The following is a 23,376-nucleotide window of genomic DNA, read 5'->3' on the forward strand; positions in this document are numbered from 1 at the left end:
GCCCCTGCTCCCCCCCGTGGCGCCGATGGGCGCTTAGATGGGGATGTCCGAGTCGACGCGGCGATCAGGCCGCGTCGCTTCCTAGATAGAGGCTGCGGGACGATTTTGCACCGCAACACAAGTGACAGATTCCCGTCAGCCTCAACCCTTGAGGACGTCGACGAGTGTGCTGCCGAGGCGTGCCGGCGAGGGCGAAACTCGGATGCCGGCGGCTTCCATCGCCGCGATTTTGTCCTCGGCGCCGCCCTTGCCGCCGGAGATGATGGCGCCGGCATGGCCCATGCGGCGGCCGGGCGGGGCCGTGCGGCCGGCGATGAAGCCGACCATGGGTTTCTTGCGGCCGCGCCTGGCTTCGTCGGCGATGAACTGCGCCGCCTCTTCCTCGGCGGAACCGCCGATCTCGCCGATCATCACGATCGACTCGGTCTTGTCGTCGGCGAGGAACAGTTCGAGCATCGAGATGAACTCGGTGCCCTTCACCGGATCGCCGCCGATGCCCACCGCCGTGGTCTGGCCGAGACCGGCATTCGAGGTCTGGAACACGGCCTCGTAGGTCAGCGTGCCGGAGCGCGAGACGATGCCCACCGAGCCGCGCTTGAAGATGTTGGCCGGCATGATGCCGATCTTGCACTCGCCGGCGGTGACGACGCCGGGGCAGTTCGGCCCGATGAGGCGCGACTTCGAGCCCTCCAGCGACCGCTTCACCCGCACCATGTCGAGGACCGGAATCCCCTCCGTGATGCAGACGATGAGCGGGATTTCCGCCTGGATCGCCTCGCAGATGGCATCGGCGGCACCGGGCGGGGGTACATAGACGACCGATGCCGTCGCGCCGGTCGCCTCGCGGGCTTCGGCCACGGTGTCGAAGACCGGGAGGCCGAGATGGCTCGCGCCGCCCTTACCCGGTGAGGTGCCTCCGACCATCTTGGTGCCGTAGGCGATGGCCTGCTCGGAGTGGAAGGTCCCGTTCTTGCCGGTGAAGCCCTGGCAGATGACCTTGGTGTTCGCGTCGATCAGGATGGACATGGGTACTCTCAGCCCTTCTTCACGGCGGCGACGATCTTCTGCGCGGCATCGTCGAGGTCGTCGGCGGGGATCACGTTGAGGCCGGAATTCCGGATGATCTCCTTGCCCTTCTCGACGTTGGTGCCCTCCAGTCGCACCACCAGGGGTACTTCGAGGCCCACCGTCTTCACCGCGGCGATCACGCCGTTGGCGATCACGTCGCACTTCATGATCCCGCCGAAGATGTTGACGAGGATGCCCTTCACCTGCGGATCGGCGGTGATGATCTTGAACGCCGCCGTCACCTTCTCCTCGCTCGCGCCGCCGCCGACATCGAGGAAGTTCGCCGGCTCCTCACCGTAGAGCTTGATGATGTCCAGCGTCGCCATGGCCAGGCCCGCGCCATTGACCATGCAGCCGATGGTGCCATCCAGCGCGATGTAGGCGAGGTCGTATTTCGACGCCTCGATCTCCTTGGCGTCCTCCTCGGTCTCGTCGCGGAGCGCCACGATGTCCGGATGACGGTACAGCGCGTTCGAATCGAACGAGATCTTGGCGTCCAGGCATTTGAGATGGCCGTCGCCGGTGAGCACCAGCGGGTTGATCTCCAGCATGCTCATGTCCTTGGCGGTGAAAGCCGCGTAGAGCTTGGTGGTGAGGTCGCCGGCTTCCTTGGCCTGCGCGCCGGTGAGGCCGAGAGCCTTGGCGACGGCCCGGCCGTGATGCGGCATGATCCCGGTGGCAGGATCGACCGAGAAGGTGATGATCTTCTCGGGCGTGTCGTGCGCCACGGTCTCGATATCCATGCCGCCTTCCGTGGAGACGACGAAGGCGACCCGTCCGGTCTCGCGGTCGACGAGCATCGACAGGTAGAACTCGGCGGCGATCTGCGCGCCTTCCTCGATGTAGAGGCGGTTGACCTGCTTGCCGGCCTCGCCGGTCTGGATCGTGACCAGCGTCTGGCCCAGCATTTCGCCGGCAAACTGCTTGACCTCGTCGATGGACTTGGTGACGCGCACGCCGCCCTTGGCACCGGCGGGCGCGCCCTTGAAGGTGCCCTTGCCACGTCCACCCGCATGGATCTGCGACTTCACCACCCAGACCGGACCGCCCAGCTCCTTGGCGGCTGCCTCGGCCTCTTCCGGCTTGAAGATCGGCACGCCGCGGGAGACGGGCAGGCCGAACTCCTTGAGCACCGCCTTCGCCTGATATTCATGGATGTTCATTAGGAAATTTCCTCGCCTCGTCCCGCGGCAACGCGCGGGATTGGAAGACACGACACACCGGCCTCGTTCACGCCGACGGGAAACCCGCCGACGCGCGACGCTTCTTGTGAGATTTCAGGCCAGCGCCGGGTTCACGGTCTTGCAGGCTTCGATCAGGGTCTTCACGGCGCCCACCGACTTGTCGAACATGGCCTTCTCGTCGGCGTTGAATTCCACCTCGAGGACGCGCTCGACACCGCCGGCACCAATCACGATCGGGACGCCGACATACATGCCGTCGATTCCGTACTCGCCGCTGAGATAGGCGGCGCAGGGCAGCACCCGGCGCTTGTCGCGCAGGTAGCTCTCGGCCATGGCGATGGCGGAGGCGGCCGGGGCGTAGAAGGCCGAGCCGGTCTTGAGCAGGTTCACGATCTCGCCGCCGCCCTTCCGGGTCCGCTCGACCATGGCGTCGAGCTTCTCCTGGGTCGTCCAGCCGAGCTTGACGAGGTCCGGCAGCGGCACGCCGGCCACGGTGGAGTAGCGCACCAGCGGGACCATGTCGTCGCCGTGGCCGCCGAGCACGAAGGCGGTGACATCCTCCACCGAGACCTTGAACTCGTCGGCCAGGAAGTGGCGGAAGCGCGCCGAATCGAGCACGCCGGCCATGCCGACGACCTTGTTGGTGGGCAAGCCGGAGAACTTCTGCAGGGCCCAGACCATGGCGTCGAGCGGGTTGGTGATGCAGATCACGAACGCGTCCGGAGCGTGCTCCTTGATGCCGGTGCCGACGGCTTCCATCACTTTGAGGTTGATACCGATCAGGTCGTCGCGGCTCATGCCGGGCTTACGTGGCACGCCTGCGGTGACGATCACCACGTCGGCCCCGGCAATGGCCGAATAATCGCTGGCGCCCGTATAGGTGGCATCGAACCCGTCGACCGGAGCGGATTCCGCGATGTCGAGGGATTTGCCCTGGGGAACGCCATCGACGATGTCGAACAGGACGACGTCGCCGAGTTCCTTCAGGCCCGCCAGATGCGCGAGGGTTCCGCCGATCTGCCCGGCGCCGATGAGCGCGATCTTGCTGCGTGCCATGGAAAACGAACCTCCAGTATCGGTGCCGATCCGCGATGCTCCGTCCGAACGGACGGGCTGATTGTCGAGGTCGCGATCGCACGTTGATTTCGCCGCGACGGTGTGGCGGAAAAGTCCCCATGCTTCAACCCGACGTGGTCGGCGCCAAGCAGAGTTCGGGCCAGAGGCGGATCGGGCCGAACGAAGACGGCCGAGATAAAATCCTGTTGGTCGAAGGATTTAGGCGGCCGAAGCTCCCGCCGGTTCGACGGCAAAGCTTCGGTGACAGGCTGAGATAATTGTCACTTTGCCTAAAGTGCGCCCATCCGTAGCACTTTCTGGATGGCCTGGATCACGGCGCCGAAGCGTGCCTGAATCAGGTCGACGGGCAGGTCGGAATCGTGCTGCATCGCCAGCGGATGGGTGAACCGGTAGCTCGCGTCGAAGATGTAGGCGATCGCCCGTTCGCGGTCCCGGGCTACGAAGGCGCCCGCCGCGATCCCCTCCTCCACCACCCGTTCGACCAGGCTGCGCAGGCGCACCCGATGACGCCGGGCGATGGGCCGTGCCGCAACTGTCGCATCGAGATGAACCGCGAACAAGTTAGGCTCCCGCGCCAGCACCTCGCGCTGGGCGCTCGCCAGGGCCATCAGCAGGCGCTCGATCTTGTCGTCGGCGGGGTCGGGCGCATCGGCGATGCGGGCGAGTTCCGCTTCCACATCCCGGAGCCAGCGCCCTGCGACGGCATCGAGCAGGGCGTCCTTGGAAGGAAAATATCGGTAGACGTTGGCGTGGGTCATGCCGGCTTCGGCGGCCACGGCCACGACCGTCACCCGTTTGTGCCCGAGGCGCGCCAAGTGTTCCGTCGCAATCGCGAGGAGGCGGGCATCCACCGAGAGCGGTGCGGGGCTGGACCGGCCAATTCGGGCCTTGGACCTGTCGGGTGGACGAAGACCCATCATGGGTGAAGCATCATCGCTGCCGGCCGAATCATAGCCGACCACAAAGGACGTACCTGCCGTCTCCATCGATACTCCAGCCGGCGCTGATAAGGAGGGCGGGCCGTATCCGGAGTCGGCGTCGCCCCCGCTCGTCTCGCTGAGTCCGAGACAGCAAGAGGGCCATAGCCGGTCAGAAGCTGTTCTTCCAGGCCCTTAATGCAGTGAACACTACCTCAGCGGGTGAATTAGGCGAAAGATTCACTGCTTTAGCCAAAGCGGGCTCCGTGGAACGGAGGAATGGATTGGTCGCCCGCTCGTGTTTCATCGTCGTCGGAACGAGAAAGCGGCCGGCTGCCTTGGCCTCCTCAGCCTGCGCCATGCGATCCCTCAACGACTGGCTGTCGGGATCGGCGGCGAGGGCGAAACGGGCGTTGGCGAGGACGTAATCGTGGCCGCTGAAGACCTGGGTGTCGTCGGGCAGGAGAAGAAACCGCTCGAGCGAGTGCCACAGCGATTCGGGGCGGCCCTCCAGCACCCGTCCGCAGCCGAGGGTGAACAGAGTGTCGCCGGCGCACACGATCCCCGCCTCCGCGAACCAGTAGGTGACGTGGTCGAGGCAATGGCCGGGCGTCTCCCAGACTTCGGCTTCGAGGTCGCCAACCCTGACGAGATCCCCCTCGGCGACGGAGACGTCCACCTCCGGCACGTCCGGGCCCGCCTTGCGCGGAGCGGTCACCCTCGCACCCGTGCGCCGCTTCACCTCCGGAATCCCCTCCACATGGTCGAGATGCCGGTGCGTCACGAGGATATCCGTGAGAGTCCAGCCCGTCTCGTCGAGGGCCTTCAGCACGGGAGCCGCCTCGGGCAGGTCGATGGCGGCGCAGGCTCCGGTCGCGGGGTCGCGGATCAGCACGCCGATGTTGTCGCTGCGGCAGAGGAAGGTGCGGATCTCGGGGCGGGAGACGGTCACGAGGCGTTCCTGTCTGTGGCGCGGGTCGCTCGCGGAAGAACCGGACGCGGCGGCGAGGAGTTCCGCCCTCCGCGGCATGCCGGCTTGTGGGCGAACGGTCTCGTCCCCATTGATCCGATTCCGACCCTGCGTCAAAGAACCCTGCAACCTCGACAACGTCCGGCCGCGCCGGAGCAAGCCGCCCCATGCGCCTCGACGTGACCGATCTGCGCGCCTTCTATGCCAGCCCGCTGGGCGGTGTGACCCATCGCATCGTCGGGCGGGCGATCCATGGGTTCCTCGGCTCGGTCTCGGGCCTGAGGGTTCTCGGCCTCGGCTATGCGACGCCCTATCTCGGGCCGGTCCACGTGATCGCCGAGCGCACCCTCGCCTTCATGCCGGCGACCCAGGGCGTCGTGAACTGGCCCGGCGGCGGACGATCCTGCTCGGCCCTCGCCGACCCGACCATGATGCCCCTGCCGGAAGCGGCGGTGGACAGGGTGATCCTGGTCCACGCCCTCGAATCGGTGGAGAGCCCCACCGAATTGCTGCAGGACGTCTGGCGAGTGCTGACGCCCGGCGGGCGGATGATCCTCGTCGTGCCCAATCGGCGCGGGGTCTGGGCCCGCCGCGATACGACGCCGTTCGGCCACGGCCAGCCCTACAGCCGCTCCCAGCTCGGACGGCTGATGCGGACCACCCAGTTCTCGCCGGAAGGATGGGCCGAGGCCCTCTACATGCCTCCGGTGAACAGCCGGCTCTGGCTGAGGACGGCCGGCGCCTGGGAGAAGGTCGGCACCGGCCTCTCCCTCCCCTTCGCAGGCCTCCACGTCATCGACGCCACGAAGCAACTCTACCGTCCGGTGGCGGTCCGTCAGGTGCAACGGGCCGCCCGCTTCGCTCCGGCGAGGGTCCTCGTTCCCACCCCTTCTCCGGGTTGAACCCGAACACCCGCTTCAAGGCATTCGCTTCCATGTTCAGCCTCATCGACCCGGAGGCGGCGCTCCACAGCTTCGTCTTCGCCTTCTCCAGCCTGTTCTCGATCGTCAACCCGGTGGGCTCGGCGCTGATCTTCTCACAGATCACCGCCCAGAACTCGCATCAGGAGCGGGTGGAGATCGCCAAGCGCATCGGCTTCTACTCCGCCTTGATCATGCTAGCTGCACTATGGGCGGGGGCGCCGATCCTGAACTTCTTCGGGGTGTCCCTGGGTGCGCTGCGGATCGCCGGCGGCCTCGTGGTCGCGGCCTCCGCCTGGACGCTGCTCAGCGCACCCGAGGTCCGCGAGGCCCGGAAACATGCCGAGGCGACCCATGACACTACCGACAGCGTCGCCGACGTGGCGTTCTTCCCCCTGACCCTGCCCTTCACCACCGGCCCCGGCACCATCGCGGTAGCGATCGCCCTGGGGTCGAACCGGCCCGCTCCCGGCCCCGACCGCATCGGCTTCTATCTCGGCATGTCGCTGGCGGCCCTCGCCATCGCGATCCTAGTGAGATTCACCTACGGCTCGGCCGACAGGGTGGTGACGGCCATCGGCCCGGTGGGAGCGCGGGTCCTCGGCCGGCTCTTCGCCTTCCTGCTGCTTTGCATCGGAACTCAGATCACCGTGAACGGCGTCGGCGACGTGCTCGGACCGATCCTCGCCACGAGACACTGAGCTTTCACCCCTCATCCCCCTCGCCTTGGCATAGGCCGGCCGAGGCTGTACCGCAGGCGCGACGTTTCGAGGAAGGGCGACAGGATGCGGCTCGCAGTGGTCGGCGCCGGGGGGCGCATGGGGCGGATGCTGATCCGGGCGGTGGCGGAAGCCGAGGGATGCACCCTGAGCGGCGTCGTCGCGCGCGAGGGTTCGCCGGCCCTCGGCCAGGATGCGGGGGCGCTGGCCGGCCTGCCGCCCCTCGGCGTCGCCGTCTCCGACGATCCGCTCACGGTCTTTGCCGCCACCGACGGCGTCCTCGACTTCACCACGCCGGCCGCCACGACGTTCTTTGCCGAACTCGCCGCCCAGGCCCGCATCGTCCACGTCGTCGGCACCACCGGCCTCGCCGACGCGGACATCGCCAAGCTCATTGCGGCGGCGCACCATGCCCGCATCGTGCGTTCGGGCAACATGTCGCTAGGCGTGAATCTGCTCGCCGGGCTGGTGCGCAAGGTCGCCGCCGCGCTGGATCAGGATTTCGATATCGAAATCGTCGAGATGCATCACCGCATGAAGGTGGACGCGCCCTCCGGCACGGCGCTCCTCCTCGGGGAGGCGGCGGCGGAGGGGCGCGGAGTCAGCCTCGCCGAGACCCGTGTCTCCACCCGTGACGGCCATACCGGCGCGCGGCGTCCCGGCGATATCGGCTTTGCCACCCTGCGCGGCGGCACGGTGGTGGGCGACCACAGCGTGACCTTCGCCGGCCCCGGCGAGCGCATCACCATCAGCCACCATGCCGAGGATCGCGCGATCTTCGCCCGTGGCGCCGTGCGGGCGGCGTTGTGGGCCCATGACAAACCTCCGGGCCTCTATGGCATGGCCGACGTCCTCGGGCTCTGATACGAGCGCCCGGTCATTGACTGTTCAGGTCGGCCGGTACACCAGCCCCGCAGGCGCAGATTCTGTTGCGTCGCACCATTCACCGAGAAATAGGATGGACGTCCGATGGAGCGCCTGCTCGTCCTCGCTCGCCACGGCCAGAGCGAATGGAACCTCAAGAAGCTTTTCACCGGCTGGCGCGATCCGCAACTCACCGAGCTCGGCATCACCGAGGCCAGGACCGCCGGCCGCTGGCTGAAGCAGCAGGGCTATGCGTTCGATGTCGCCTTCACCTCCAACCTGCAGCGGGCGCAGCATACCTGCGCGCTGATTCTGGAGGAGATGGGCCAGGGCGGCATCGAGACGGTCCGGTCCGAGGCGCTCAACGAGCGCGATTACGGCGACCTGTCGGGCCTCAACAAGGACGATGCCCGTGAGCGCTGGGGCGACGCCCAGGTCCACCAGTGGCGCCGGTCCTACGACATTCCGCCCCCCGGCGGGGAAAGCCTGAAAGACACCGCGGCGCGCGTGCTGCCCTATTACATCCAGACCATCCTGCCACGCGTCATGGCCGGCGAGCGCGTCCTGGTGGCCGCCCACGGCAATTCGCTGCGCGCGCTCGTGATGGTGCTCGACGGCATGACCACGAAGACCATCGCCAGCCTCGAGATCGCCACCGGCATCCCGCTCGTCTACCAGCTCAAATCCGACACCACGGTGGAGAGCAAGGCCGTGCTCGAGAGGGACATCGACCACGACGCCTGAATGCAAAGTGCGGCGAAGGCCGCGCCGGGCATCGGTGCGTAGTTCGGGAACGGACATCCGGAACGCCTCTGTGCCCTCCCTCCCTCATCCGAGAGACGCGGGGCCAGCGGCGTGGAGCCACGGCCCGGTCGCGGGGCGACCGCAACGCTTGACAGCGGGAAGGCGTGGGCCGACCCATCGTCGGCGAGCCTTCCTCACGGAGGCCGCGCGAGCCCTTCGCCTTGAACGGAGACGTCTCGCATTCGAACACATGGCCCGGAGCCGCGAGAGGCGGCTCCGTCGCGGAGAATGGATCCGATGCGTCTGCGTAATCTCGTCCGTCCGGTCGTGGCACTGGCCCTGATCGCCGGGCTCTCGTCGGGCGCCATCTCCGTGGCCGGGGCCGCCGATGCGATCTTCCCGCCGAGTTCGCGCTTCGGCTTCACGCCGGCCTCTGACATGGCGCTGTCCAAGCGGTTCTCGGGATTCGAGCGGCTGGAAGGCGGCGCGACGCTCTCCATCGTCGAGCTGCCGTCGACGGCCTTCGTCGACCTGGAGAAGAGCTTCACCGACGAGAACCTGCGCACGCAGGGGTTCGTCGTCGCGACGCGCGAGGCCATCAAGGTCGCGGGCGACGTGGACGCGGTACTCTTCACGGGAGAGCAGCCGGCTCCGGAGGGCGCGGCCACCCCGGCCATCAAGAAATGGCTCCTGCTCGTCGGCGACACCACGGTCACGGGCATCATCATCGCCCAGACCGTGCCGGATGCCGAGACGCCGGAAACCATGCGGAACATGCTGACCAGCGTGAAGATCCGGCCGGAACTGACCCTGGACGAGCAGGTCGCGGCCCTGCCGTTCCGCATCCGCGAGTCGGCCGGGTTCCGGCCCGTCCGGGTGCTCGCGGGCAATTCGGTCCTGATGACGCAAGGCCCGAAGGACCAGATGCTGAATCTCGAACAGCCCATCCTGGTCCTGGCCCAGGCAGTCCAGCAGCCGCCGCAGCCGGAACAGCGCGATGCCTTCGCCCGCGCTGCGCTCTATTCGAACCAGACGATGAAGGATTTCGCGGTCGAGCGTTCGCAGACCTACCGCCAGAACGGCGTCGACTGGCACGAGATCGTCGCCCGCGCGGTCGACGGCCCTTCGAACACGCCGGTGGTGGTGTCCCAGACCATCCGCTTCGCGCCGGACGGCTACCTCCGCGCGCTCGGCGTGGTGCGGGCCGACCAGCGCAGCGCCATGCTGTCGAAGTTCCGGGAGGTCATCGACAGCGTCGAGGTGAAGTAACGGCCTCGTCGCCTCGTCGCGGACGCACCATCCGGGACGAGGCCATTCGTTCGGGCGGATGCCTCAGGCGGCATCCGCAGGATTGGCCGCCGCCTTGGGTCCGCCCTTGGCGACACCCACGAGGGCCGGGCGCAGGACCCGGTCGCCGATGACGTAGCCGGACTGCATCACCTGCACCACCGTCCCGTTCGGGACCTCGGCATTGGGGACTTCGAACATCGCCTGATGCCGGTTGGGATCGAAGCGCTGGCCCTGAGGCTCGATGAGTTTCACCCCGTGCCGCTCCAGGGTCTTGGCGAGATCGCGCTCGGTGAGCTCGATCCCGTCGATCAGCGCCTTGAGCGGACCCTCGGCGGTGGAGGCGGCCTCCGCCGGCACGCTCTCCAGCGCACGACGGATGTTGTCGGCCGCGTTCAGCATGTCGCGCGCGAAATTCGTGACCGCATAGGTCCGCGCATCGGCGACCTCGCGCTCGGTGCGCCGGCGCAGGTTCTCCATTTCGGCCAAGGTGCGCAGGACGCGATCCTTCAGCTCGTCGCGCTCGGTGATCAGGCTCGCCAAGGCGACGGCGTTGTCCTCCGCGCGCGCCTCGGGCTTCACGTCGGTCTCCGGCGCCGTCTCGGCGCGCTGCCCGTCATGCTCCATGTCGTTCGCCATCATCGCTCTTCGTCGATCGCAAGGTTGCTCGCCCCGCGCCAGTCGCCGGTCTCTGTCGCCGGAGACCGTCGGCACGCGGTCGATCGGAATGGGGCCGGGCACGGCGCCGAGAACCCGCTCGACGGGGTTCGGCACCATGCTCCGGGATCGCAGCTGATATCAGACGCGCGCGGGATGAAATCAAGCCGAGCGCCGTCCCGCCCCTCTTCTCCGCCTCAGCCCCCCGCGAGATTCAGGCCTGCAGGGGGCTCAGGCTTCCCGCGGAGGCGGGGACTCCACCAGTGCTTCCAGCCCCTCCGCCCTCAAAGCGGCAACGTCGCTGGCGAAGATCTCCATCACCGCGTTGCGGATCGCGGCCTGCCGGTCGGGCTGGGTGACGCGGGTCCCGGTGAGGTCGGTGACGTAGAAGACGTCCACCGCCCGCTCGCCGAAGGTCGCCACATGGGCCGACGTGATGTTGAGGCTCAGGCGCCCGAGGGCGGTGGTCAGCTCGTAGAGCAGGCCCGGCCGGTCGAGGCCGGTGATCTCCACCACGGTCTCCCGGCTCGACAGGGCGTTGTCGATCGCCATGTCCGGAGGGATCAGGAAGGTGTTGGAGCGGTTGCTCGGCGGGTGCCGGTCCGCCACGAGATCGGCGATGCGGATCTCGCCCCTCAGCGCCCGCTCGATCGCCGTGGTGATGCGCTTGGCGCGGCGCAGTTCGTCGTCGTCCCGCTCGAAGGCGCGGGAGATGAAGATCGAGTCGAGGGCGAAGCCGTCGGTGGTGGTGAAGATCTGTGCGTCGACGATGTTGCCGCCGAGCGCCGCGCAGGCCCCGGTGACGATGGCGAGAAGGCGCGGGTGATCGGGCGAGTAGATCGTGATCTCGGTCACGCCCCGGGTCGGATCGGTCTCGTAGACGGTGGCGACGGTGCGCCCGTCTTCCATGACACCGCGCACGAACCCCGCATTCTTGAACTGGCGGACGGCGTCGACCTTCAGCCAGTAAGCCTGGTTGTGCCGGGCGGAATAGGCGTCGAAGAAGGCCGGATCCCAATCCGCCAGCTGCTCGCGCAGTCCCATCTGGATGAGGCGGACCCGGTCGGTCCGGGCGATCTCGGAATGACCGCCCGACAGGAGCACCTCGGTCTCGTCGTAGAGGGTCCGCAGCAGCGTCCCCTTCCAGGCGGTCCACACGCCCGGTCCCACCGCCTTGATGTCCGCGACGGTGAGGATCATCAGGAGCTTCAGCCGCTCCATGGTCTGCACCACGGAGGCGAATTTCTGGATCGTCTTCGGGTCGGAAAGATCGCGGCTCTGGGCCGTCATCGACATCAGCAGGTGGTGCTCCACCAGCCAGGCCACGATCTCGGTCTCGGTCTGGGTGAGGCCGAAGCGCGGGCCGATCTTCTCGGCGATGGCCGCGCCGGCGATGGAATGGTCTTCCGGGCGCCCCTTGGCGATGTCGTGCAGGAGCACCGCGACGTAGAGGGCGCGCCGGTGGCTGATCGTGTCGATGAGCCGCGTGGCGATGGGGTGGTCCTCGGAGACCGTGCCGGAATCGATGGCCGCCAGGACGCCGACGGACCGCAGCAGATGCTCGTCCACCGTATAATGGTGGTACATGTTGAACTGCATCAGCGCGACGATACGGCCGAAATCGGGGATGAACCGGCCGAGCACGCCGACCTCGTTCATCAGCCGCAGGATCGTCTCCGGTGAGTTCTTCGACGTCAGCACGTCGAGGAAGAGCCCATTGGCTTCCGTGTCCGAGCGCAGGGAATGCCCGATGAGCCGGAGCGAACGGGTGGCGGCCCGCGTCGCATCCGGATGGATCGGCAGGTTGTGGCGGTCGGCGAGCCAGAACAGGCGGATCAGGTTCACGGGATCCCGCGAGAAGGCATCCGCCGTGCGCAGGTTGATCCGGCCGTGATCGTCGATGAAATCCTCCGCCTCGATGGCGGTGGCACGGAAGCGATCGCGGAAGCGGCCGATCCAGCGGTCGAGGACCGGGGTGCGCTTGGCGTGGCGGGCCTCGAGGGCGGCGCAGACGATGGCGGTGAGATCGCCCACTTCCTTGGCGATCAGGAAATACGCCTTCATGAAGCGCTCGACGCCCGATAGGCCGCCGCGCGGCTCGTAGCCGAAGCGCTCGGCGATCCTCGGCTGCAGGCCGAAGGACAGGCGCTCCTCGGACCGGCCGGTGACGAAATGCATGTGGCAGCGGACGCGCCAGAGCAGCTCCTCGCAGCGCTCGAACACCCGGTACTCCTCCGGCGTGAACAGGCCGGCGGGGACGAGTTCGCTCTGGTCGCGGACGCGGTAGGTATATTTCGCGATCCAGAACAGGGTGTTGAGGTCGCGCAGGCCGCCCTTCCCGTCCTTGACGTTGGGCTCGACGAGGTAGCGCGAGGCGCCCGCCTTCGTGACGCGGGTGTCACGCTCGCGCAGCTTGGCCTCGACGAATTCCGGCGCCGTCCACATGACGAGCTCGGTGTCAAACCGGGTCACCAGCTCCTCGTACAGCGCCCTCGCGCCGAAGAGGTAGCGCGCCTCGAGGAGCGAGGTGCGGATCGTCATGTCGGCCCGCCCCTCGCGCAGGCACTCCTCCACCGAGCGCGTGGCATGGCCGACCTTCAGCTTGAGGTCCCACAGCACGTAGAGCATCGCCTCGACGACGCTCTCGGACCAGGCGGTCTGCTTGTAGGGCAGCAGGAAGAGGAGATCGATGTCCGACCCCGGCGCCATCGTCCCGCGACCGTAGCCGCCGGTGGCCACCACGGCGAGCTGTTCGCCGGTGGAGGGATTGTCGTTGGGGTAGAGCCGCCACACCACCGCATCGTGGATCGTGCGGATCACCGCATCGGTGAGGTTGCTGATCCGCTGGGCGCAGGCGGTGCCGTCGCGCTCCTCCATCAACCGGGCTTCGGCATCGGCATGGCCGAGCTCGATGATGCGCCGAAGCTCCGGAACGAGAAGCGCGCGCAGCTGCGTCGCCTCGCGCACGTCGCGGTCGAGAGTGGTGAGGACCGTCTTGAGGGCGTCGGCGGCGTCGAACATGCGCAAACCCGTTATCATGTTCCCGGAGGGACACCAGAGACAACGCTAGGCAGCTGCGTAGATGTGATAGGCAATCCGTAGGATATCGTTCTCTCTGCCGGAAAATTCGTTTGACGAAACGAACGGTCCTGGCTACCTCGGATGCCCCGCGTCACTGCCGGGACCATGGAGACGATTGACCGATGACTCTGTCCCGTCGCGCCATCCTGAGTGTCATCTGCGGCGCCGCGTCGCTTCTGCTGATGCCGCGCCCCGGTGAGGCGGCGGAGGTCAAGGAGATCCGCCTCGATTGGGCGACCTACAACCCGGTGAGCCTGATCCTGAAGGAGAAGGGCTTCCTGGAAGAGGCCCTGAAGGAAAAGGGCATCACGGTCCGCTGGACCCAGTCCCTCGGCTCCAACAAGGCGCTGGAATTCCTCAATGGCGGCGCCATCGATTTCGGGTCCTCGGCCGGGGCCGCGGCCCTGCTCGCCCGGATCAACGGCAACCCGATCAAGGCGGTCTACGTCTTCTCGCGACCGGAATGGACGGCGCTGGTCACCCGCAAGGACAGCGGCATCACCAAGCCCGCCGATCTCAAGGGCAAGCGCATCGCGGTGACCCGCGGCACCGACCCGCACATCTTCCTCATCCGTGCGCTCCAGGGCGCCGGCCTGACCGAAAAAGACGCCAAGCTCGTCCTGCTCCAGCATGCCGACGGGCGTACCGCCCTCGACCGGGGCGATGTCGATGCCTGGGCCGGCCTCGACCCGATGATGGCGGCCTCCGAGATCGAGAGCGACGACGTGCTGTTCTACCGGGACGCCGCCGCCAACACCTGGGGCGTCCTCGACGTGCGCGAGGATTTCGCCAAGGCCAACCCGGACCTCGTCCGCACCGTGATCGCCGCCTACGAGACCGCCCGGACCTATGCGATCAAGAATCCCGACGCCCTGAAGAGCGCGCTCGTGGCCGTGACGAAGCTGCCCGAACCGGTGATCGCCCGGCAGATCGAGCGCACCGACCTGACCCAGCCCGCCATCGGCAAGGCTCAGGCCGAATCGATCGCCGCCGCCGGCATCGCCCTGCAGCAGGCGGGGGTGATCCCCGCCGGTACCGACGTGAAGGCGGCGGTGGACGGGCTGATCGATCCGCAATTCGCGCCTGCCGCCCGCTGATCCGTGGCCGGACCCGAAGCGGACGACACGAAGGCGGCGCCGAAGCCTCGGCGAGAGACGGTATGGGACCAGGGCGGCCGCGTCGCCCTCGGCCTAATCCTGCCCCTCGCCCTGGTGATCGGCTGGGAATCCGCCGTCCATACCGGCCTCGCCCAGGGGCGGCTGATGCCCCCGCCGAGCCGGATCGCGGTGACCCTCTACGATCTCGCCGCATCCGGCGACCTCTGGATGCACGTTCAGGCGACGCTGGTGCGCGTCGCCCTCGGCTTCGCCTTCGGCGCGGTGGCCGGCATCGCGGCGGGTGCCCTCACCGGGGCGCTTCCCATCGCCCGCCATATCCTCGATCCGACGCTCCAGGCGTTGCGCGCCGTGCCGTCCCTGGCCTGGGTTCCGCTGTTCATCCTCTGGCTCGGCATCCTCGAGACGCCGAAGGTGGCGCTGATCGCGGTGGGGGTGTTCTTCCCGGTCTATATCGGGGTAGCGGGGGCCATCGCCTCCGTCGACCGCAAGCTGATCGAGGTGGGCCGCATCTTCCGGCTCTCGACCCTGCAGCTCGCACGGCGCATCCTGCTCCCCGCCGTGCTTCCGGCGACCCTCACTGCGCTCCGCACCGGCCTCGGCCTCGGCTTCCTGTTCGTGGTCGCCGCCGAGCTGATGGGAGCCTCCGAAGGGCTTGGCTACCTCCTCATCGACGGGCAGCAATTCAGCAAGGCCGACCAGATCCTCGCCGCGATCATCGCCTTCGCCATCCTCGGCAAGCTCGCCGATACCGTTCTCGTCGCCGTGACCCGGCCTCTCACGCGCTGGCAGGACACGGCGCGGGAGACGTTGTAGGTCCCCTCACCGGTTCGAAGAAGGCTGGCGCCCCGCGATGCTCACCCTCGATAGCCTGTCCAAGACCTATTCCGACGGCACGCGGGCGCTGGAGCGCATCGACCTCGCCGTGCCGCAGGGCGAGATCGTGGCGCTCATCGGCGGATCGGGCTGTGGCAAGACCACCTTGCTACGGCTCGTCGCCGGGCTCGACCGGGCGAGCGAGGGCAGCATCGCCCTCGACGGGGAGACGATCGCAGCGCCGCATCCAGGAGTCGGCCTCGTCTTCCAAGAGCCCCGCCTGCTGCCCTGGCTCGATGTCGCCGAAAATGTGGGCTTCGGACTGAGCCATCTCCCCAAGGCCGAGCGCAGGGCTCGCGTCGCCCATGCCCTGGAGATGGTCGGGCTCGGCGAACATGCCCGCCGCTGGCCGAGGGAACTCTCGGGCGGGCAGCAGCAGCGCGTGTCCATCGCCCGTGCCTTCGTGGCGAACCCGCGCGTGCTCCTCCTCGACGAGCCGTTCTCGGCGCTGGACGCCTTCACCCGAAAGGACCTGCACGGCCATCTCCTCGCCCTCTGGCAGGAGACGAAGCCGACGATCCTCATCGTCACCCACGATGTGGGAGAGGCGGTGGCGCTGGCCGACCGGGCGGTGGTGATGCGCCCCAAGCCCGGCCGCCTGGACGATGCCATCCCCCTGGCGCTGGCCCGCCCGCGCGATCCGGCCTCGCCGCATAGCGAGGCCGCCACCCGGCGCATCCTCGCCGCCCTGGACCGCTCGCTGAAGCCGGCCCAGGCGGCGGCGCCCACCGAGGCGGCGCAATGGTGGTGAGGGCTTCTCTGGCGTCTGCCTCCATCCCAGGTTAGATGCCCAAGCAAACAAAAAGATCACAATCGCACCAAGACGATCGAGGACACACCCGATGGACGCCACCACCCTGCGCTCGCTCCAGGCCCCGCTGAAAGACCAGTACCGCAGCGCGCCGGAATCCGCCGTCATCACGCTGAAAGCCAAGGGCACGCTGGACGACAGCTCCATCGCTTGCAAGGTCGAGACCGGCCGGGCGCTCGCCGTCGCCGGACTTCACCCGGCCACCGGCGGGTCGGGGCTCGAACTCTGCTCGGGCGACATGCTGCTCGAGGCGCTGGTCGCCTGCGCCGGGGTCACGATCAAAGCGGTGGCGACCGCCCTCGAGATCGAGCTGCGCGCCGGAACTGTCAGCGCCGAGGGCGACCTCGACTTCCGCGGCACGCTGGGCGTCGACAAGGAAGCCCCGGTGGGCTTTCGCGCGATTCGCCTGAACTTCGCCCTCGACACCGATGCGCCGCAGGAGAAGCTCGACCAGCTCTTGAAGCTGACCGAGCGCTATTGCGTCGTGTTCCAGACCCTGAACCACAAGCCGGAACTGGCGGTCCGCGCCTCGAAGGGCTGAAGCGACGAGGCCGCTCCGTCCGAAGCGGATCCCGGCCGGCATTCGCTTCGGCCGGGGACATACGGGCTGTTACCGCGCGGCGGGCGCGTCGCCGGCCTGATGATACACCGCAGCGGTCTCGTCCTCATGGAGGAGGCGCCAGCCCTCCAGGCGGCGCAGCTGATCGGCGCTTCGCCCCTCCCGCCGCACGAGCGCCCAGGTGACGCGGTAACGCGCCAGCAGGGCGGCGAAGCGGTCGGGCTCCGATGCGGCGAGCGCCCGGTCGAGGCCGTTCATGAAGCCGCCGAGGAAGAGCTGATCGCTGCGCCCGTCGATGAAGGTCGGCACGCCGGAGCGGATCAGGAAACCGCCGAAATCGTAGTCGTTGTAGACCGGGCCGGTGAGGCGCAGTGCGCGCGCCGCGTCGAGTGCGGCCTGTGGCGTCATCGCTTCGCTGGGGCGCGGCGAGACCAGGGCCGCCATCGTGATCGCCGCGACGGTACAGGCCAGGATAATGAGGCCGAGCCCCCGTGAGGCGGCGATGGTCGGAGCGCCACGCAGGGCAGGGAATCGCGCCATGGCAGGCCCCGCCACGAGGATCGGCGCTGCCAGGACGAACAGATCCGCGAAGCGCGCGTGGCGGATCATCATCACCCCGAGGAGCGTGACCACGCCGAGCCGGAACAGGGTTTTTCGGGGGGCTGTCAGCAGCACCACGATACTGCCGATGAACATCGCGACGGCAACGACGCCCGCGCCGTTCAGTCCGAGGGGTTGCCATTCGTCGATGAAGGGCAGGGATTCGCCACTGTTGAACAGGCCGAGATTCACGAGAAACGGCACGTAGCCATAGGGCGTCAGGCAGGATGCGACCGTGGCGAGGGCGAGGAAGCGTGCCCATCGCAAAGCCCTGCCGATCCATTCGGAGCGGGAGCCGGAGAGCACGCCCTCGCCTGCGAGGATACCGGCGATGACGAGGCCGATCGGGTAGCTTCCGTGTAGATTGGCCCAGGCCACCATCACCGGGATGAGCCAGAACGACGGCGCCCTCCCCCGCTCCAGTGCCGCCACGAGGCCCGTCATCCAGACGAGGAGGACCGGCACCGTGAGGATGTGCGGGCGTGCGAGCAGGTGCGGCGCGAGGACCACGAACACGGCCGTGATCGCCAACAGCGCCGCGGTGGCGGAAACACGGCATTGCAGCCACAGGTGCAGGCCGGCCAGCGAGCCGGCAACGACCAGGATGGTGAGCATGCAGACGCCCCACCAGCCGGCGACCGCATAGGCCCCATAAAACAGCACCTGCGAGGCCCATTCCTTTGCGATCCAGGGCGATCCGGCAAAGGTGTGGGAGAACAGGTCCGTCCAGGGCACGGTGCGATGTGCGACGATCCAGCGGCCGATGGCCATGTGCCACTGGCTGTCGGGATCGTTGAGCAACTGACCGGCGCGGATGGACAGCGTGAGGACCACGACCAGGAACACGAGGATCGACGAGGCTCCCCACGCCCCCGGCACGAACGGTCGCGACGCCCCGCCGGGGGACTGCCTCGAGACCGGGATGGAGGCCGGATCGGATCTCATCCCGTATGCCCTACCGGCTGTCGAGGATCCTGTGGCATCTCGGAAAAGATGTGCCGGCTCAGGATCACGTAATTCCCAGCGGGAATCCCGGTGCAGACGGCGAGGATCGAGAGCCAGGAAGGCCCCTCGAAGATCCCGCCGACGATGGCGGGGATCGCTGCGGCCGCGCCGTAGCCGGCCATCGTCAGAAGGGAAAACCGCAACGCCGCGCGAGGCGCCGGCCGTCTGTCGCCGAAGGTCAGCCAGCGATGACCGGCATAGGACCAGAGCGAGGCGAGGGCGTAGGAAAGGGGCGAGGCCAGGGGAAGCGGAAGCCCGACCACCGTCGTCCCCACCAGGCTCAGGCAGGCATAGAGCAGGGTCGCGATGCCGCCGACCAGGAACATCCGGGCGAGCCGTATGGGCAGGGCGCGACCACTCACCGGCAGGTTCCGGAGAACCGGCCGGAAGAATGGCTTTGCGTGATGGGGTGCATCGACCGGGCCGGAGGGTTTGAAACCGGCCCCGAGCGTTAGGCTGCCGCGCTTAAAGGCGGCTTAATCCCGTCAAACCGAGGCGGAGAGCCGCCCTTCGATCGCATCCCAGACCGAGACCGCGAGATCCGGTCCACCGAGCCGCTTGATTGCGCGGATACCCGTGGGAGAGGTGACGTTGATCTCGGTGAGGTTGCCGTCGATCACGTCGATACCGACGAGGATGAGGCCGCGCCGGCGAAGCTCCGGCCCGATCGTGGCGCAGATGTTCCGCTCGCGCTCGGTGAGATCGGAGGCGGCGGCCGCCCCGCCGCGCACCATGTTGGAGCGGATGTCGTTGAGCGCCGGGACACGGTTGATGGCGCCCAGAGGCTCACCGTCCACCAGGATGATGCGCTTGTCGCCCTCGGTGATCTTGGGAAGGAAGCGCTGGACCACCCAGGGCTCGCGGAACGTCACCGAGAACAGATCGAACATCGAACCGAAATTGGCGTCCTCCGGCAGCACCCGGAACACCGCCGCGCCGCCATGCCCGTGCAGGGGTTTCATGACGATGGCGCCGTGCTCGGCGCGGAACGCCTCGATCTCCGCCTTGTCGCGGGTGATCAGGGTCGGCGGCATGAGTTGTGGGAAGTCGAGGACGAACAGCTTCTCGGGCGCGTTGCGCACCTCGGCCGGGTTGTTCACCACCAGGGTCCGCGGATGGATCCGCTCCAGCATGTGGGTCGCGGTGATGTAGGCCATGTCGAAGGGCGGGTCCTGGCGCATCAGGACCACATCCACATCGGCGAGATCGACACGCTGCATGGCCCCGAGGGTCGCGTGGGCGCCCTCCACGTCCTGGACCCGGAGGGGCTCGACCCGCGCCGTCACCACCTGACCCTGCATGGAGAGCCGGTCCGGCGTATAGAACAGGAGATCGTGTCCCCGCGCCTGCGCTTCCAAGAGCAGAGCGAAGGTGGTGTCACCGGCGATCCTGATCGCCTGGATCGGGTCCATCTGAACCGCGACGGTCAGGGCCATGGCGCACGAGCCTCATTCACGATCGAGCATGGTCGAAGGTCGGGGGAGCCGCCCCCCGGTCTTCCACCGGAGTCGCAGGCCTATTCGATGGCCTGGCTTCCGTCGACAGGCTTCTTGCCGGGAGATGTCGGAGACCGGGCCTGACCCTTACCGGGACTTGCCACCGCTGCGACGGTCGTAATCGCCGATGGCGTTGCGGCATTCGGCCGACAGGCGGGGACGGTTGCGCTCCATGCACTTTTCGGCCTCGTTGCTGTTGGGATCGACGCCGGCACAGAGGCGGAAATAATCGTTGGCGCAGCCGAGTTGCAGGCCCTGGTCTTCGCGCTGGGCCTGGGCCGGGCCGGCGGCCAGAAGCAGAAGGGCGAAGGGTGCAGCCTTCAGGGCCAGGGACCGGCCCTTCGAGGGGCTGGAGGATCGTGTGGTCGCCACGCGCATTCTGCGTTGTCCTTCGCTCGGATCTGAGTGTGGCGGCATATCGGGCGCAGCCATGGCTTAGCAAGCGCGCGGGACACCGTCCCGGTTCCGGCTGGATATGAGCGGAACCATGGGCGTGGCGCCCCGGTCACAGTTTTTCGAGATCCCTCGACAAAAAGGCCCCGCTCATTTCGGAGCGGGGCCGAGTGCAAGGGAGGAAACGCCCGCCATGGGCAGTAAAATTCAAAGCAAGTTGCACGCCAGAGCAGATTCCGCGGCTTCAGTTCCGACAGGCGTCGCGGCTGCGGCGATATTGCCACTGAGGTTCGGTCCCTGCCGCCACCGCCCGGCGCTCTCCCGCGATTCGATGGAGAGCGGAAACTTTTCATTAACCACCTCGTGATGCTCTCCGCTCTGCATCACGATCGATTGAGAATTCGACGGGATCCGCCCCGGGAGAGTTCGAGGGGACGTTTCCGACGGGTTCGGGTGGTGCGTATCGAGGATCGATGGGATCGCCAGCGATGACGCCTGACCGCAAGTCCCAGAGTGCCAAAACACACCCCGGTGAGCCATCGGTCGGTCTGGGAGACCGTTCGCTACCGCTGCCGACGGCCAGCGTCGTGGCGTTCCGCCAGGGCTCCGGCCGCCGGTTCCGCCGGGACCACGAGAACGACAGAGCCACGCGCGGCGAGATCCTGCTTTTCACCGGCGTCCGCTACGAGCGCATGCCCGAACCGGCGATATCCGCTCCCCGGCAGCGCCGGCACTCCTGACACCCCACGCCTCCGGTCACCGTGAGGCCCGAGCAGGCACCGTCAACCCGAGGAAGTGCGATGCCGGCGTCCCACCCCGTCCCCCCCACTGGGCGCTTGATCAAGACCGCATCCGCTGCCGCGATGCTGCTGATGGGCGGCTGCGCCCAGAAAGGCGATTTCGGCCGCCCGGCCCCGAGCGCCTGGAACAGCCTCGTGGCGACCACCGGCACCTTGGCCGCGCAATACCGCAACGAGCCGGCCTCGGATTTTTCCCTCACCGACGACGAGCGCACCCTGCGCGACCGGGCCTGGCGCTTCCTGATGCCGGCGGCCGAGAGCGAGACCTTCACCGACGCCCTGGCCAACCTCACCCGCACCCGCGTGCTGCCGCCGAGCTGGCGCGAGGACGACGTCACCAGCTATCATGCCGCCCTGGTCGCGGAACCCTTTCGCTCGCCCGTCTCGCGCTATCGCCGACTGGCGGACGACATCACGGCGGATGCGCGCCTGATCCCGCTCTTCGTGGCCACGGCGGCGCGGGTGGCGAATGCCGATACCCTGCGCCTGCGCAGCCTGCCCTTCGTGAAGAGCCTCGACGACGAGAGCATCCGGCAGGCCGCCATGCGGGTGGCCGAGAACCGCTGCCTCGTGGCCTGGGTCCGGCTGGAGACGGGGGTTCGCGCGGAGCGTTACCGCTACGCCCTGCAGCATCTCCTCGTGGAGGTCCCCTCGGTCGAGGCCGTATCGGTCGAGCGCAGTCTCGCCGGTCTCGACGGGCGCCGGGTGATACTCGACCCGCTGCTCCCGGCGGCGGCCGAAGCGCGGTGCGGATTGGTGGAGGCACCCGCCCCCCAGGCCGCCCGACCCATCGTCGCGAAATACTGAGACGGGCCGCCCGCCCGGACAGGGCGTCGGTCGGCCGTCAGCCGCCGGATTTCGCGGCGTCCTCGGTGGGACTGTCGATGGTGCAGGAGACGGCCTGGACCGCCTCGTTCGCCGCCTGCCGCTGGCTCGGAAGGGCCGCGACCACGCGCACCACCACGAAACCCTCCCGTTCTGTGGCGACGATGCGCACGTCGCGGCTCACGTCGTTCTCGTCCTCGTTGGCCAGGGCCTCGTCGTATTGGGCGCGGGTGAGGATCACGAGGTCCAGGGCGCCGCGAACCGCCGCCTGGTCGGTGACGGCGTAGAAGGCTCCCCGCCGCCCATGGACGGCCAGGGACAGCATCAGCGCGCCGGTCCGGGCGGAGACCCGCATCGGGCCATCGGCGAGGTTGTAGGCGCAGATACCCACCGCGACCGAGGGATCGGGGATCGGCAGCCACGCCTCGGTGGGGGCCGGGTTGATGCCGGTGGAGAGCGTATAGACCGGCATCGCGTGGTCCAGGGCCTCGCTGGTGCGCGCCTTCGTCAGGGCGTCGGATTCCGACAGGCTCGGGATCGCGAGCACCACGGCGATATGGACCAGCCCCGCCAGGACGAGGCCGGCGAGGGTCGCGAGAAGGAAACGGCCGGTCGGGTTCATTCCGCGCATTCCGTGCGGGAGATCGTGGGAACCGCAGACCGCTCCACCGTGCCGGCGCTGGCCGCCACCGGCGTGTCGTAGAGACGGAGCGCGAGCCGCACCGGCCCGGCGGCGCGCGGCATGGGCAGCCAGTTGCCGGGCTGGACGTCCGAAGCGAGCACGATGGAGAAGCGCCCGTCGACGTCGCGCAGAACCTCCGTGGAGGTGAAGCCCTCGCGCAGCACAGGCCGTTCGGGGTCACGCTTGCCGCGCCCGGCGACGGTGATGGTCCAGGCCCTGGCGGGAGGCGTCGCGCCGGCGATCCGGTAGGTGCAGGCGGCATTGAGGGCGCGGCCCTCGTCGTCCTGGGAGGCGGTGAGAAGCAGCCCCTCTCCCACCGCCAGGGGAATCTCACCGCGCCGGGCATTCACCGCGCGGGCATAGGGGTCGGCGCCGAGGGAGCCCGTGCGCGGCCACGCGATCCAGCTCCCCACCGAAACGCCACCGAACGGATAGCCGCCCCGCGTGGCGTAATCCGCCGTCGCCAACCCCAAGCCCGCGCCGAGGGCGAGGGTGTAGAAGACGAGCCCGACGCGCGAGGTCCGACTCAGGACGGCGCGAAAGACCCGGCTTCCCCGGCCGGCGACGCCCGCGATGCCGGGCATCGCGCCGGACCGGGCAGGGTGATCTGTGGTGCTCATGCGGCGGCTGACATCCTGGGGCCGTGTGGACACCGTCGCTACGGAATGCCGATGCGGCCGACAGGGCGGGCGCCATCGGCGACGGCGCCCGTGGTCTCCCCAGCGG

Annotated in this window: 24 protein-coding genes; 11 read left to right on the plus strand and 13 right to left on the minus strand. The window is 68.2% G+C overall.

Annotated elements, in window-relative coordinates; all coding sequences use genetic code 11:
* Positions 1–141: 141 nt before the first annotated feature.
* The 5 genes from sucD to gloB form a co-directional block, all read right to left on the minus strand.
* Complete coding sequence (gene sucD, locus FV220_RS16420) at positions 142–1,026, minus strand: succinate--CoA ligase subunit alpha (protein WP_056143170.1); 885 nt, start codon at positions 1,024–1,026, stop codon at positions 142–144.
* An 8-nt stretch (positions 1,027–1,034) separates the two neighbouring features.
* On the minus strand, positions 1,035–2,231 hold the full coding sequence (sucC, locus tag FV220_RS16425; protein WP_018045795.1) for an ADP-forming succinate--CoA ligase subunit beta: 1,197 nt from the start codon (positions 2,229–2,231) through the stop codon (positions 1,035–1,037).
* A 114-nt stretch (positions 2,232–2,345) separates the two neighbouring features.
* Positions 2,346–3,308, minus strand: coding sequence for a malate dehydrogenase (gene mdh, locus FV220_RS16430; RefSeq protein ID WP_018045796.1), 963 nt, complete (start codon positions 3,306–3,308; stop codon positions 2,346–2,348).
* Positions 3,309–3,598: 290 nt separating this feature from the next.
* A complete protein-coding gene (locus FV220_RS16435) occupies positions 3,599–4,249 on the minus strand; it encodes a TetR family transcriptional regulator (protein ID WP_238254204.1) in 651 nt (216 codons plus the stop codon).
* A 169-nt stretch (positions 4,250–4,418) separates the two neighbouring features.
* Complete coding sequence (gloB, locus tag FV220_RS16440; RefSeq protein ID WP_147832612.1) at positions 4,419–5,198, minus strand: hydroxyacylglutathione hydrolase; 780 nt, start codon at positions 5,196–5,198, stop codon at positions 4,419–4,421.
* A 185-nt stretch (positions 5,199–5,383) separates the two neighbouring features.
* Between gloB and FV220_RS16445 the strand changes: the two genes are divergently transcribed.
* From FV220_RS16445 to FV220_RS16465, 5 genes are all read left to right on the plus strand, one after another.
* Complete coding sequence (locus FV220_RS16445; protein WP_018045799.1) at positions 5,384–6,118, plus strand: class I SAM-dependent methyltransferase; 735 nt, start codon at positions 5,384–5,386, stop codon at positions 6,116–6,118.
* Between the two features lie 32 nt (positions 6,119–6,150).
* On the plus strand, positions 6,151–6,837 hold the full coding sequence (locus FV220_RS16450) for a MarC family protein (protein ID WP_026176268.1): 687 nt from the start codon (positions 6,151–6,153) through the stop codon (positions 6,835–6,837).
* Positions 6,838–6,921: 84 nt separating this feature from the next.
* Positions 6,922–7,719: a 4-hydroxy-tetrahydrodipicolinate reductase gene (gene dapB / locus FV220_RS16455; protein ID WP_147832613.1), complete on the plus strand. Its 798-nt coding sequence runs from the start codon at positions 6,922–6,924 to the stop codon at positions 7,717–7,719.
* A 105-nt stretch (positions 7,720–7,824) separates the two neighbouring features.
* On the plus strand, positions 7,825–8,463 hold the full coding sequence (locus tag FV220_RS16460; RefSeq protein WP_056143159.1) for a 2,3-bisphosphoglycerate-dependent phosphoglycerate mutase: 639 nt from the start codon (positions 7,825–7,827) through the stop codon (positions 8,461–8,463).
* Positions 8,464–8,760: 297 nt separating this feature from the next.
* Complete coding sequence (locus tag FV220_RS16465; protein ID WP_147832614.1) at positions 8,761–9,732, plus strand: hypothetical protein; 972 nt, start codon at positions 8,761–8,763, stop codon at positions 9,730–9,732.
* 63 nt (positions 9,733–9,795) lie between these two features.
* Here FV220_RS16465 and grpE read toward each other — a convergent pair whose 3' ends face one another.
* Positions 9,796–10,392, minus strand: coding sequence for a nucleotide exchange factor GrpE (grpE, locus tag FV220_RS16470; RefSeq protein ID WP_056143153.1), 597 nt, complete (start codon positions 10,390–10,392; stop codon positions 9,796–9,798).
* Positions 10,393–10,638: 246 nt separating this feature from the next.
* Positions 10,639–13,428, minus strand: coding sequence for a [protein-PII] uridylyltransferase (locus tag FV220_RS16475; protein WP_147832615.1), 2,790 nt, complete (start codon positions 13,426–13,428; stop codon positions 10,639–10,641).
* Between the two features lie 242 nt (positions 13,429–13,670).
* On the opposite strand from FV220_RS16475, the gene FV220_RS16480 reads away from it, so the two are divergent.
* The 4 genes from FV220_RS16480 to FV220_RS16495 all read left to right on the plus strand — a co-directional run bounded on the left by FV220_RS16480 (position 13,671) and on the right by FV220_RS16495 (position 16,831).
* Positions 13,671–14,585, plus strand: a complete 915-nt coding sequence (locus FV220_RS16480) for an aliphatic sulfonate ABC transporter substrate-binding protein (protein WP_056143339.1) — start codon at positions 13,671–13,673, stop codon at positions 14,583–14,585.
* Between the two features lie 3 nt (positions 14,586–14,588).
* The gene (locus tag FV220_RS16485; RefSeq protein ID WP_147832617.1) at positions 14,589–15,419 is read left to right on the plus strand and encodes an ABC transporter permease; all 831 of its coding nucleotides are present in this window, start codon (positions 14,589–14,591) and stop codon (positions 15,417–15,419) included.
* Positions 15,420–15,456: 37 nt separating this feature from the next.
* Positions 15,457–16,230, plus strand: a complete 774-nt coding sequence (locus FV220_RS16490) for an ABC transporter ATP-binding protein (RefSeq protein WP_056143142.1) — start codon at positions 15,457–15,459, stop codon at positions 16,228–16,230.
* Between the two features lie 91 nt (positions 16,231–16,321).
* Positions 16,322–16,831: an OsmC family protein gene (locus FV220_RS16495; protein ID WP_056143139.1), complete on the plus strand. Its 510-nt coding sequence runs from the start codon at positions 16,322–16,324 to the stop codon at positions 16,829–16,831.
* Positions 16,832–16,900: 69 nt separating this feature from the next.
* On the opposite strand, the gene FV220_RS16500 is transcribed toward FV220_RS16495, so the two are convergent.
* From FV220_RS16500 to FV220_RS16515, 4 genes are all read right to left on the minus strand, one after another.
* Positions 16,901–18,394 (minus strand): hypothetical protein, encoded by a 1,494-nt coding sequence (locus FV220_RS16500; RefSeq protein WP_056143136.1) that lies wholly within the window; start codon positions 18,392–18,394, stop codon positions 16,901–16,903.
* Positions 18,391–18,816, minus strand: a complete 426-nt coding sequence (locus tag FV220_RS16505) for a GtrA family protein (protein WP_244474475.1) — start codon at positions 18,814–18,816, stop codon at positions 18,391–18,393. The genes FV220_RS16500 and FV220_RS16505 overlap by 4 nt, the downstream gene beginning before the upstream one ends.
* A gap of 123 nt (positions 18,817–18,939) precedes the next feature.
* The gene (gene gshB / locus FV220_RS16510; protein ID WP_147832618.1) at positions 18,940–19,890 is read right to left on the minus strand and encodes a glutathione synthase; all 951 of its coding nucleotides are present in this window, start codon (positions 19,888–19,890) and stop codon (positions 18,940–18,942) included.
* Positions 19,891–20,037: 147 nt separating this feature from the next.
* Positions 20,038–20,328 carry a hypothetical protein gene (locus FV220_RS16515; protein ID WP_018045813.1) on the minus strand — a complete coding sequence of 97 codons (291 nt, stop codon included), beginning with the start codon at positions 20,326–20,328 and terminating at the stop codon, positions 20,038–20,040.
* A 503-nt stretch (positions 20,329–20,831) separates the two neighbouring features.
* Here FV220_RS16515 and FV220_RS16520 point away from each other — a divergent pair.
* Positions 20,832–21,083 (plus strand): hypothetical protein, encoded by a 252-nt coding sequence (locus FV220_RS16520; RefSeq protein WP_056143127.1) that lies wholly within the window; start codon positions 20,832–20,834, stop codon positions 21,081–21,083.
* A gap of 123 nt (positions 21,084–21,206) precedes the next feature.
* A complete protein-coding gene (locus FV220_RS16525) occupies positions 21,207–21,950 on the plus strand; it encodes a hypothetical protein (RefSeq protein ID WP_056143336.1) in 744 nt (247 codons plus the stop codon).
* Positions 21,951–21,987: 37 nt separating this feature from the next.
* Here FV220_RS16525 and FV220_RS16530 read toward each other — a convergent pair whose 3' ends face one another.
* Both FV220_RS16530 and FV220_RS16535 read right to left on the minus strand, forming a co-directional pair.
* A complete protein-coding gene (locus FV220_RS16530; protein ID WP_026176270.1) occupies positions 21,988–22,590 on the minus strand; it encodes a hypothetical protein in 603 nt (200 codons plus the stop codon).
* Complete coding sequence (locus FV220_RS16535; protein WP_147832620.1) at positions 22,587–23,234, minus strand: DUF1214 domain-containing protein; 648 nt, start codon at positions 23,232–23,234, stop codon at positions 22,587–22,589. The genes FV220_RS16530 and FV220_RS16535 overlap by 4 nt, the downstream gene beginning before the upstream one ends.
* Positions 23,235–23,376: the final 142 nt, after the last annotated feature.

Origin of the sequence: Methylobacterium sp. WL19 (genome assembly GCF_008040005.1) — a bacterium.
Taxonomy (GTDB): domain Bacteria; phylum Pseudomonadota; class Alphaproteobacteria; order Rhizobiales; family Beijerinckiaceae; genus Methylobacterium; species Methylobacterium bullatum.

What these genes read in the sequence shown, in the direction of transcription:
- FV220_RS16495 (WP_056143139.1), top strand. Translation starts at nt 16,322, where the DNA reads ATGGACGCCACCACCCTGCGCTCGCTCCAGGCCCCGCTGAAAGACCAG.
- FV220_RS16465 (WP_147832614.1), top strand. Translation starts at nt 8,761, where the DNA reads ATGCGTCTGCGTAATCTCGTCCGTCCGGTCGTGGCACTGGCCCTGATC.
- sucD (WP_056143170.1), bottom strand. Translation starts at nt 1,026, where the DNA reads ATGTCCATCCTGATCGACGCGAACACCAAGGTCATCTGCCAGGGCTTC.
- FV220_RS16500 (WP_056143136.1), bottom strand. Translation starts at nt 18,394, where the DNA reads ATGAGATCCGATCCGGCCTCCATCCCGGTCTCGAGGCAGTCCCCCGGC.
- FV220_RS16450 (WP_026176268.1), top strand. Translation starts at nt 6,151, where the DNA reads ATGTTCAGCCTCATCGACCCGGAGGCGGCGCTCCACAGCTTCGTCTTC.
- mdh (WP_018045796.1), bottom strand. Translation starts at nt 3,308, where the DNA reads ATGGCACGCAGCAAGATCGCGCTCATCGGCGCCGGGCAGATCGGCGGA.
- gshB (WP_147832618.1), bottom strand. Translation starts at nt 19,890, where the DNA reads ATGGCCCTGACCGTCGCGGTTCAGATGGACCCGATCCAGGCGATCAGG.
- sucC (WP_018045795.1), bottom strand. Translation starts at nt 2,231, where the DNA reads ATGAACATCCATGAATATCAGGCGAAGGCGGTGCTCAAGGAGTTCGGC.
- FV220_RS16460 (WP_056143159.1), top strand. Translation starts at nt 7,825, where the DNA reads ATGGAGCGCCTGCTCGTCCTCGCTCGCCACGGCCAGAGCGAATGGAAC.
- grpE (WP_056143153.1), bottom strand. Translation starts at nt 10,392, where the DNA reads ATGATGGCGAACGACATGGAGCATGACGGGCAGCGCGCCGAGACGGCG.
- FV220_RS16490 (WP_056143142.1), top strand. Translation starts at nt 15,457, where the DNA reads ATGCTCACCCTCGATAGCCTGTCCAAGACCTATTCCGACGGCACGCGG.
- FV220_RS16525 (WP_056143336.1), top strand. Translation starts at nt 21,207, where the DNA reads ATGCTGCTGATGGGCGGCTGCGCCCAGAAAGGCGATTTCGGCCGCCCG.
- FV220_RS16515 (WP_018045813.1), bottom strand. Translation starts at nt 20,328, where the DNA reads ATGCGCGTGGCGACCACACGATCCTCCAGCCCCTCGAAGGGCCGGTCC.
- FV220_RS16445 (WP_018045799.1), top strand. Translation starts at nt 5,384, where the DNA reads ATGCGCCTCGACGTGACCGATCTGCGCGCCTTCTATGCCAGCCCGCTG.
- FV220_RS16535 (WP_147832620.1), bottom strand. Translation starts at nt 23,234, where the DNA reads ATGCCCGGCATCGCGGGCGTCGCCGGCCGGGGAAGCCGGGTCTTTCGC.
- FV220_RS16480 (WP_056143339.1), top strand. Translation starts at nt 13,671, where the DNA reads ATGCCGCGCCCCGGTGAGGCGGCGGAGGTCAAGGAGATCCGCCTCGAT.
- FV220_RS16435 (WP_238254204.1), bottom strand. Translation starts at nt 4,249, where the DNA reads ATGATGGGTCTTCGTCCACCCGACAGGTCCAAGGCCCGAATTGGCCGG.
- FV220_RS16520 (WP_056143127.1), top strand. Translation starts at nt 20,832, where the DNA reads ATGACGCCTGACCGCAAGTCCCAGAGTGCCAAAACACACCCCGGTGAG.
- FV220_RS16530 (WP_026176270.1), bottom strand. Translation starts at nt 22,590, where the DNA reads ATGAACCCGACCGGCCGTTTCCTTCTCGCGACCCTCGCCGGCCTCGTC.
- FV220_RS16475 (WP_147832615.1), bottom strand. Translation starts at nt 13,428, where the DNA reads ATGTTCGACGCCGCCGACGCCCTCAAGACGGTCCTCACCACTCTCGAC.
- dapB (WP_147832613.1), top strand. Translation starts at nt 6,922, where the DNA reads ATGCGGCTCGCAGTGGTCGGCGCCGGGGGGCGCATGGGGCGGATGCTG.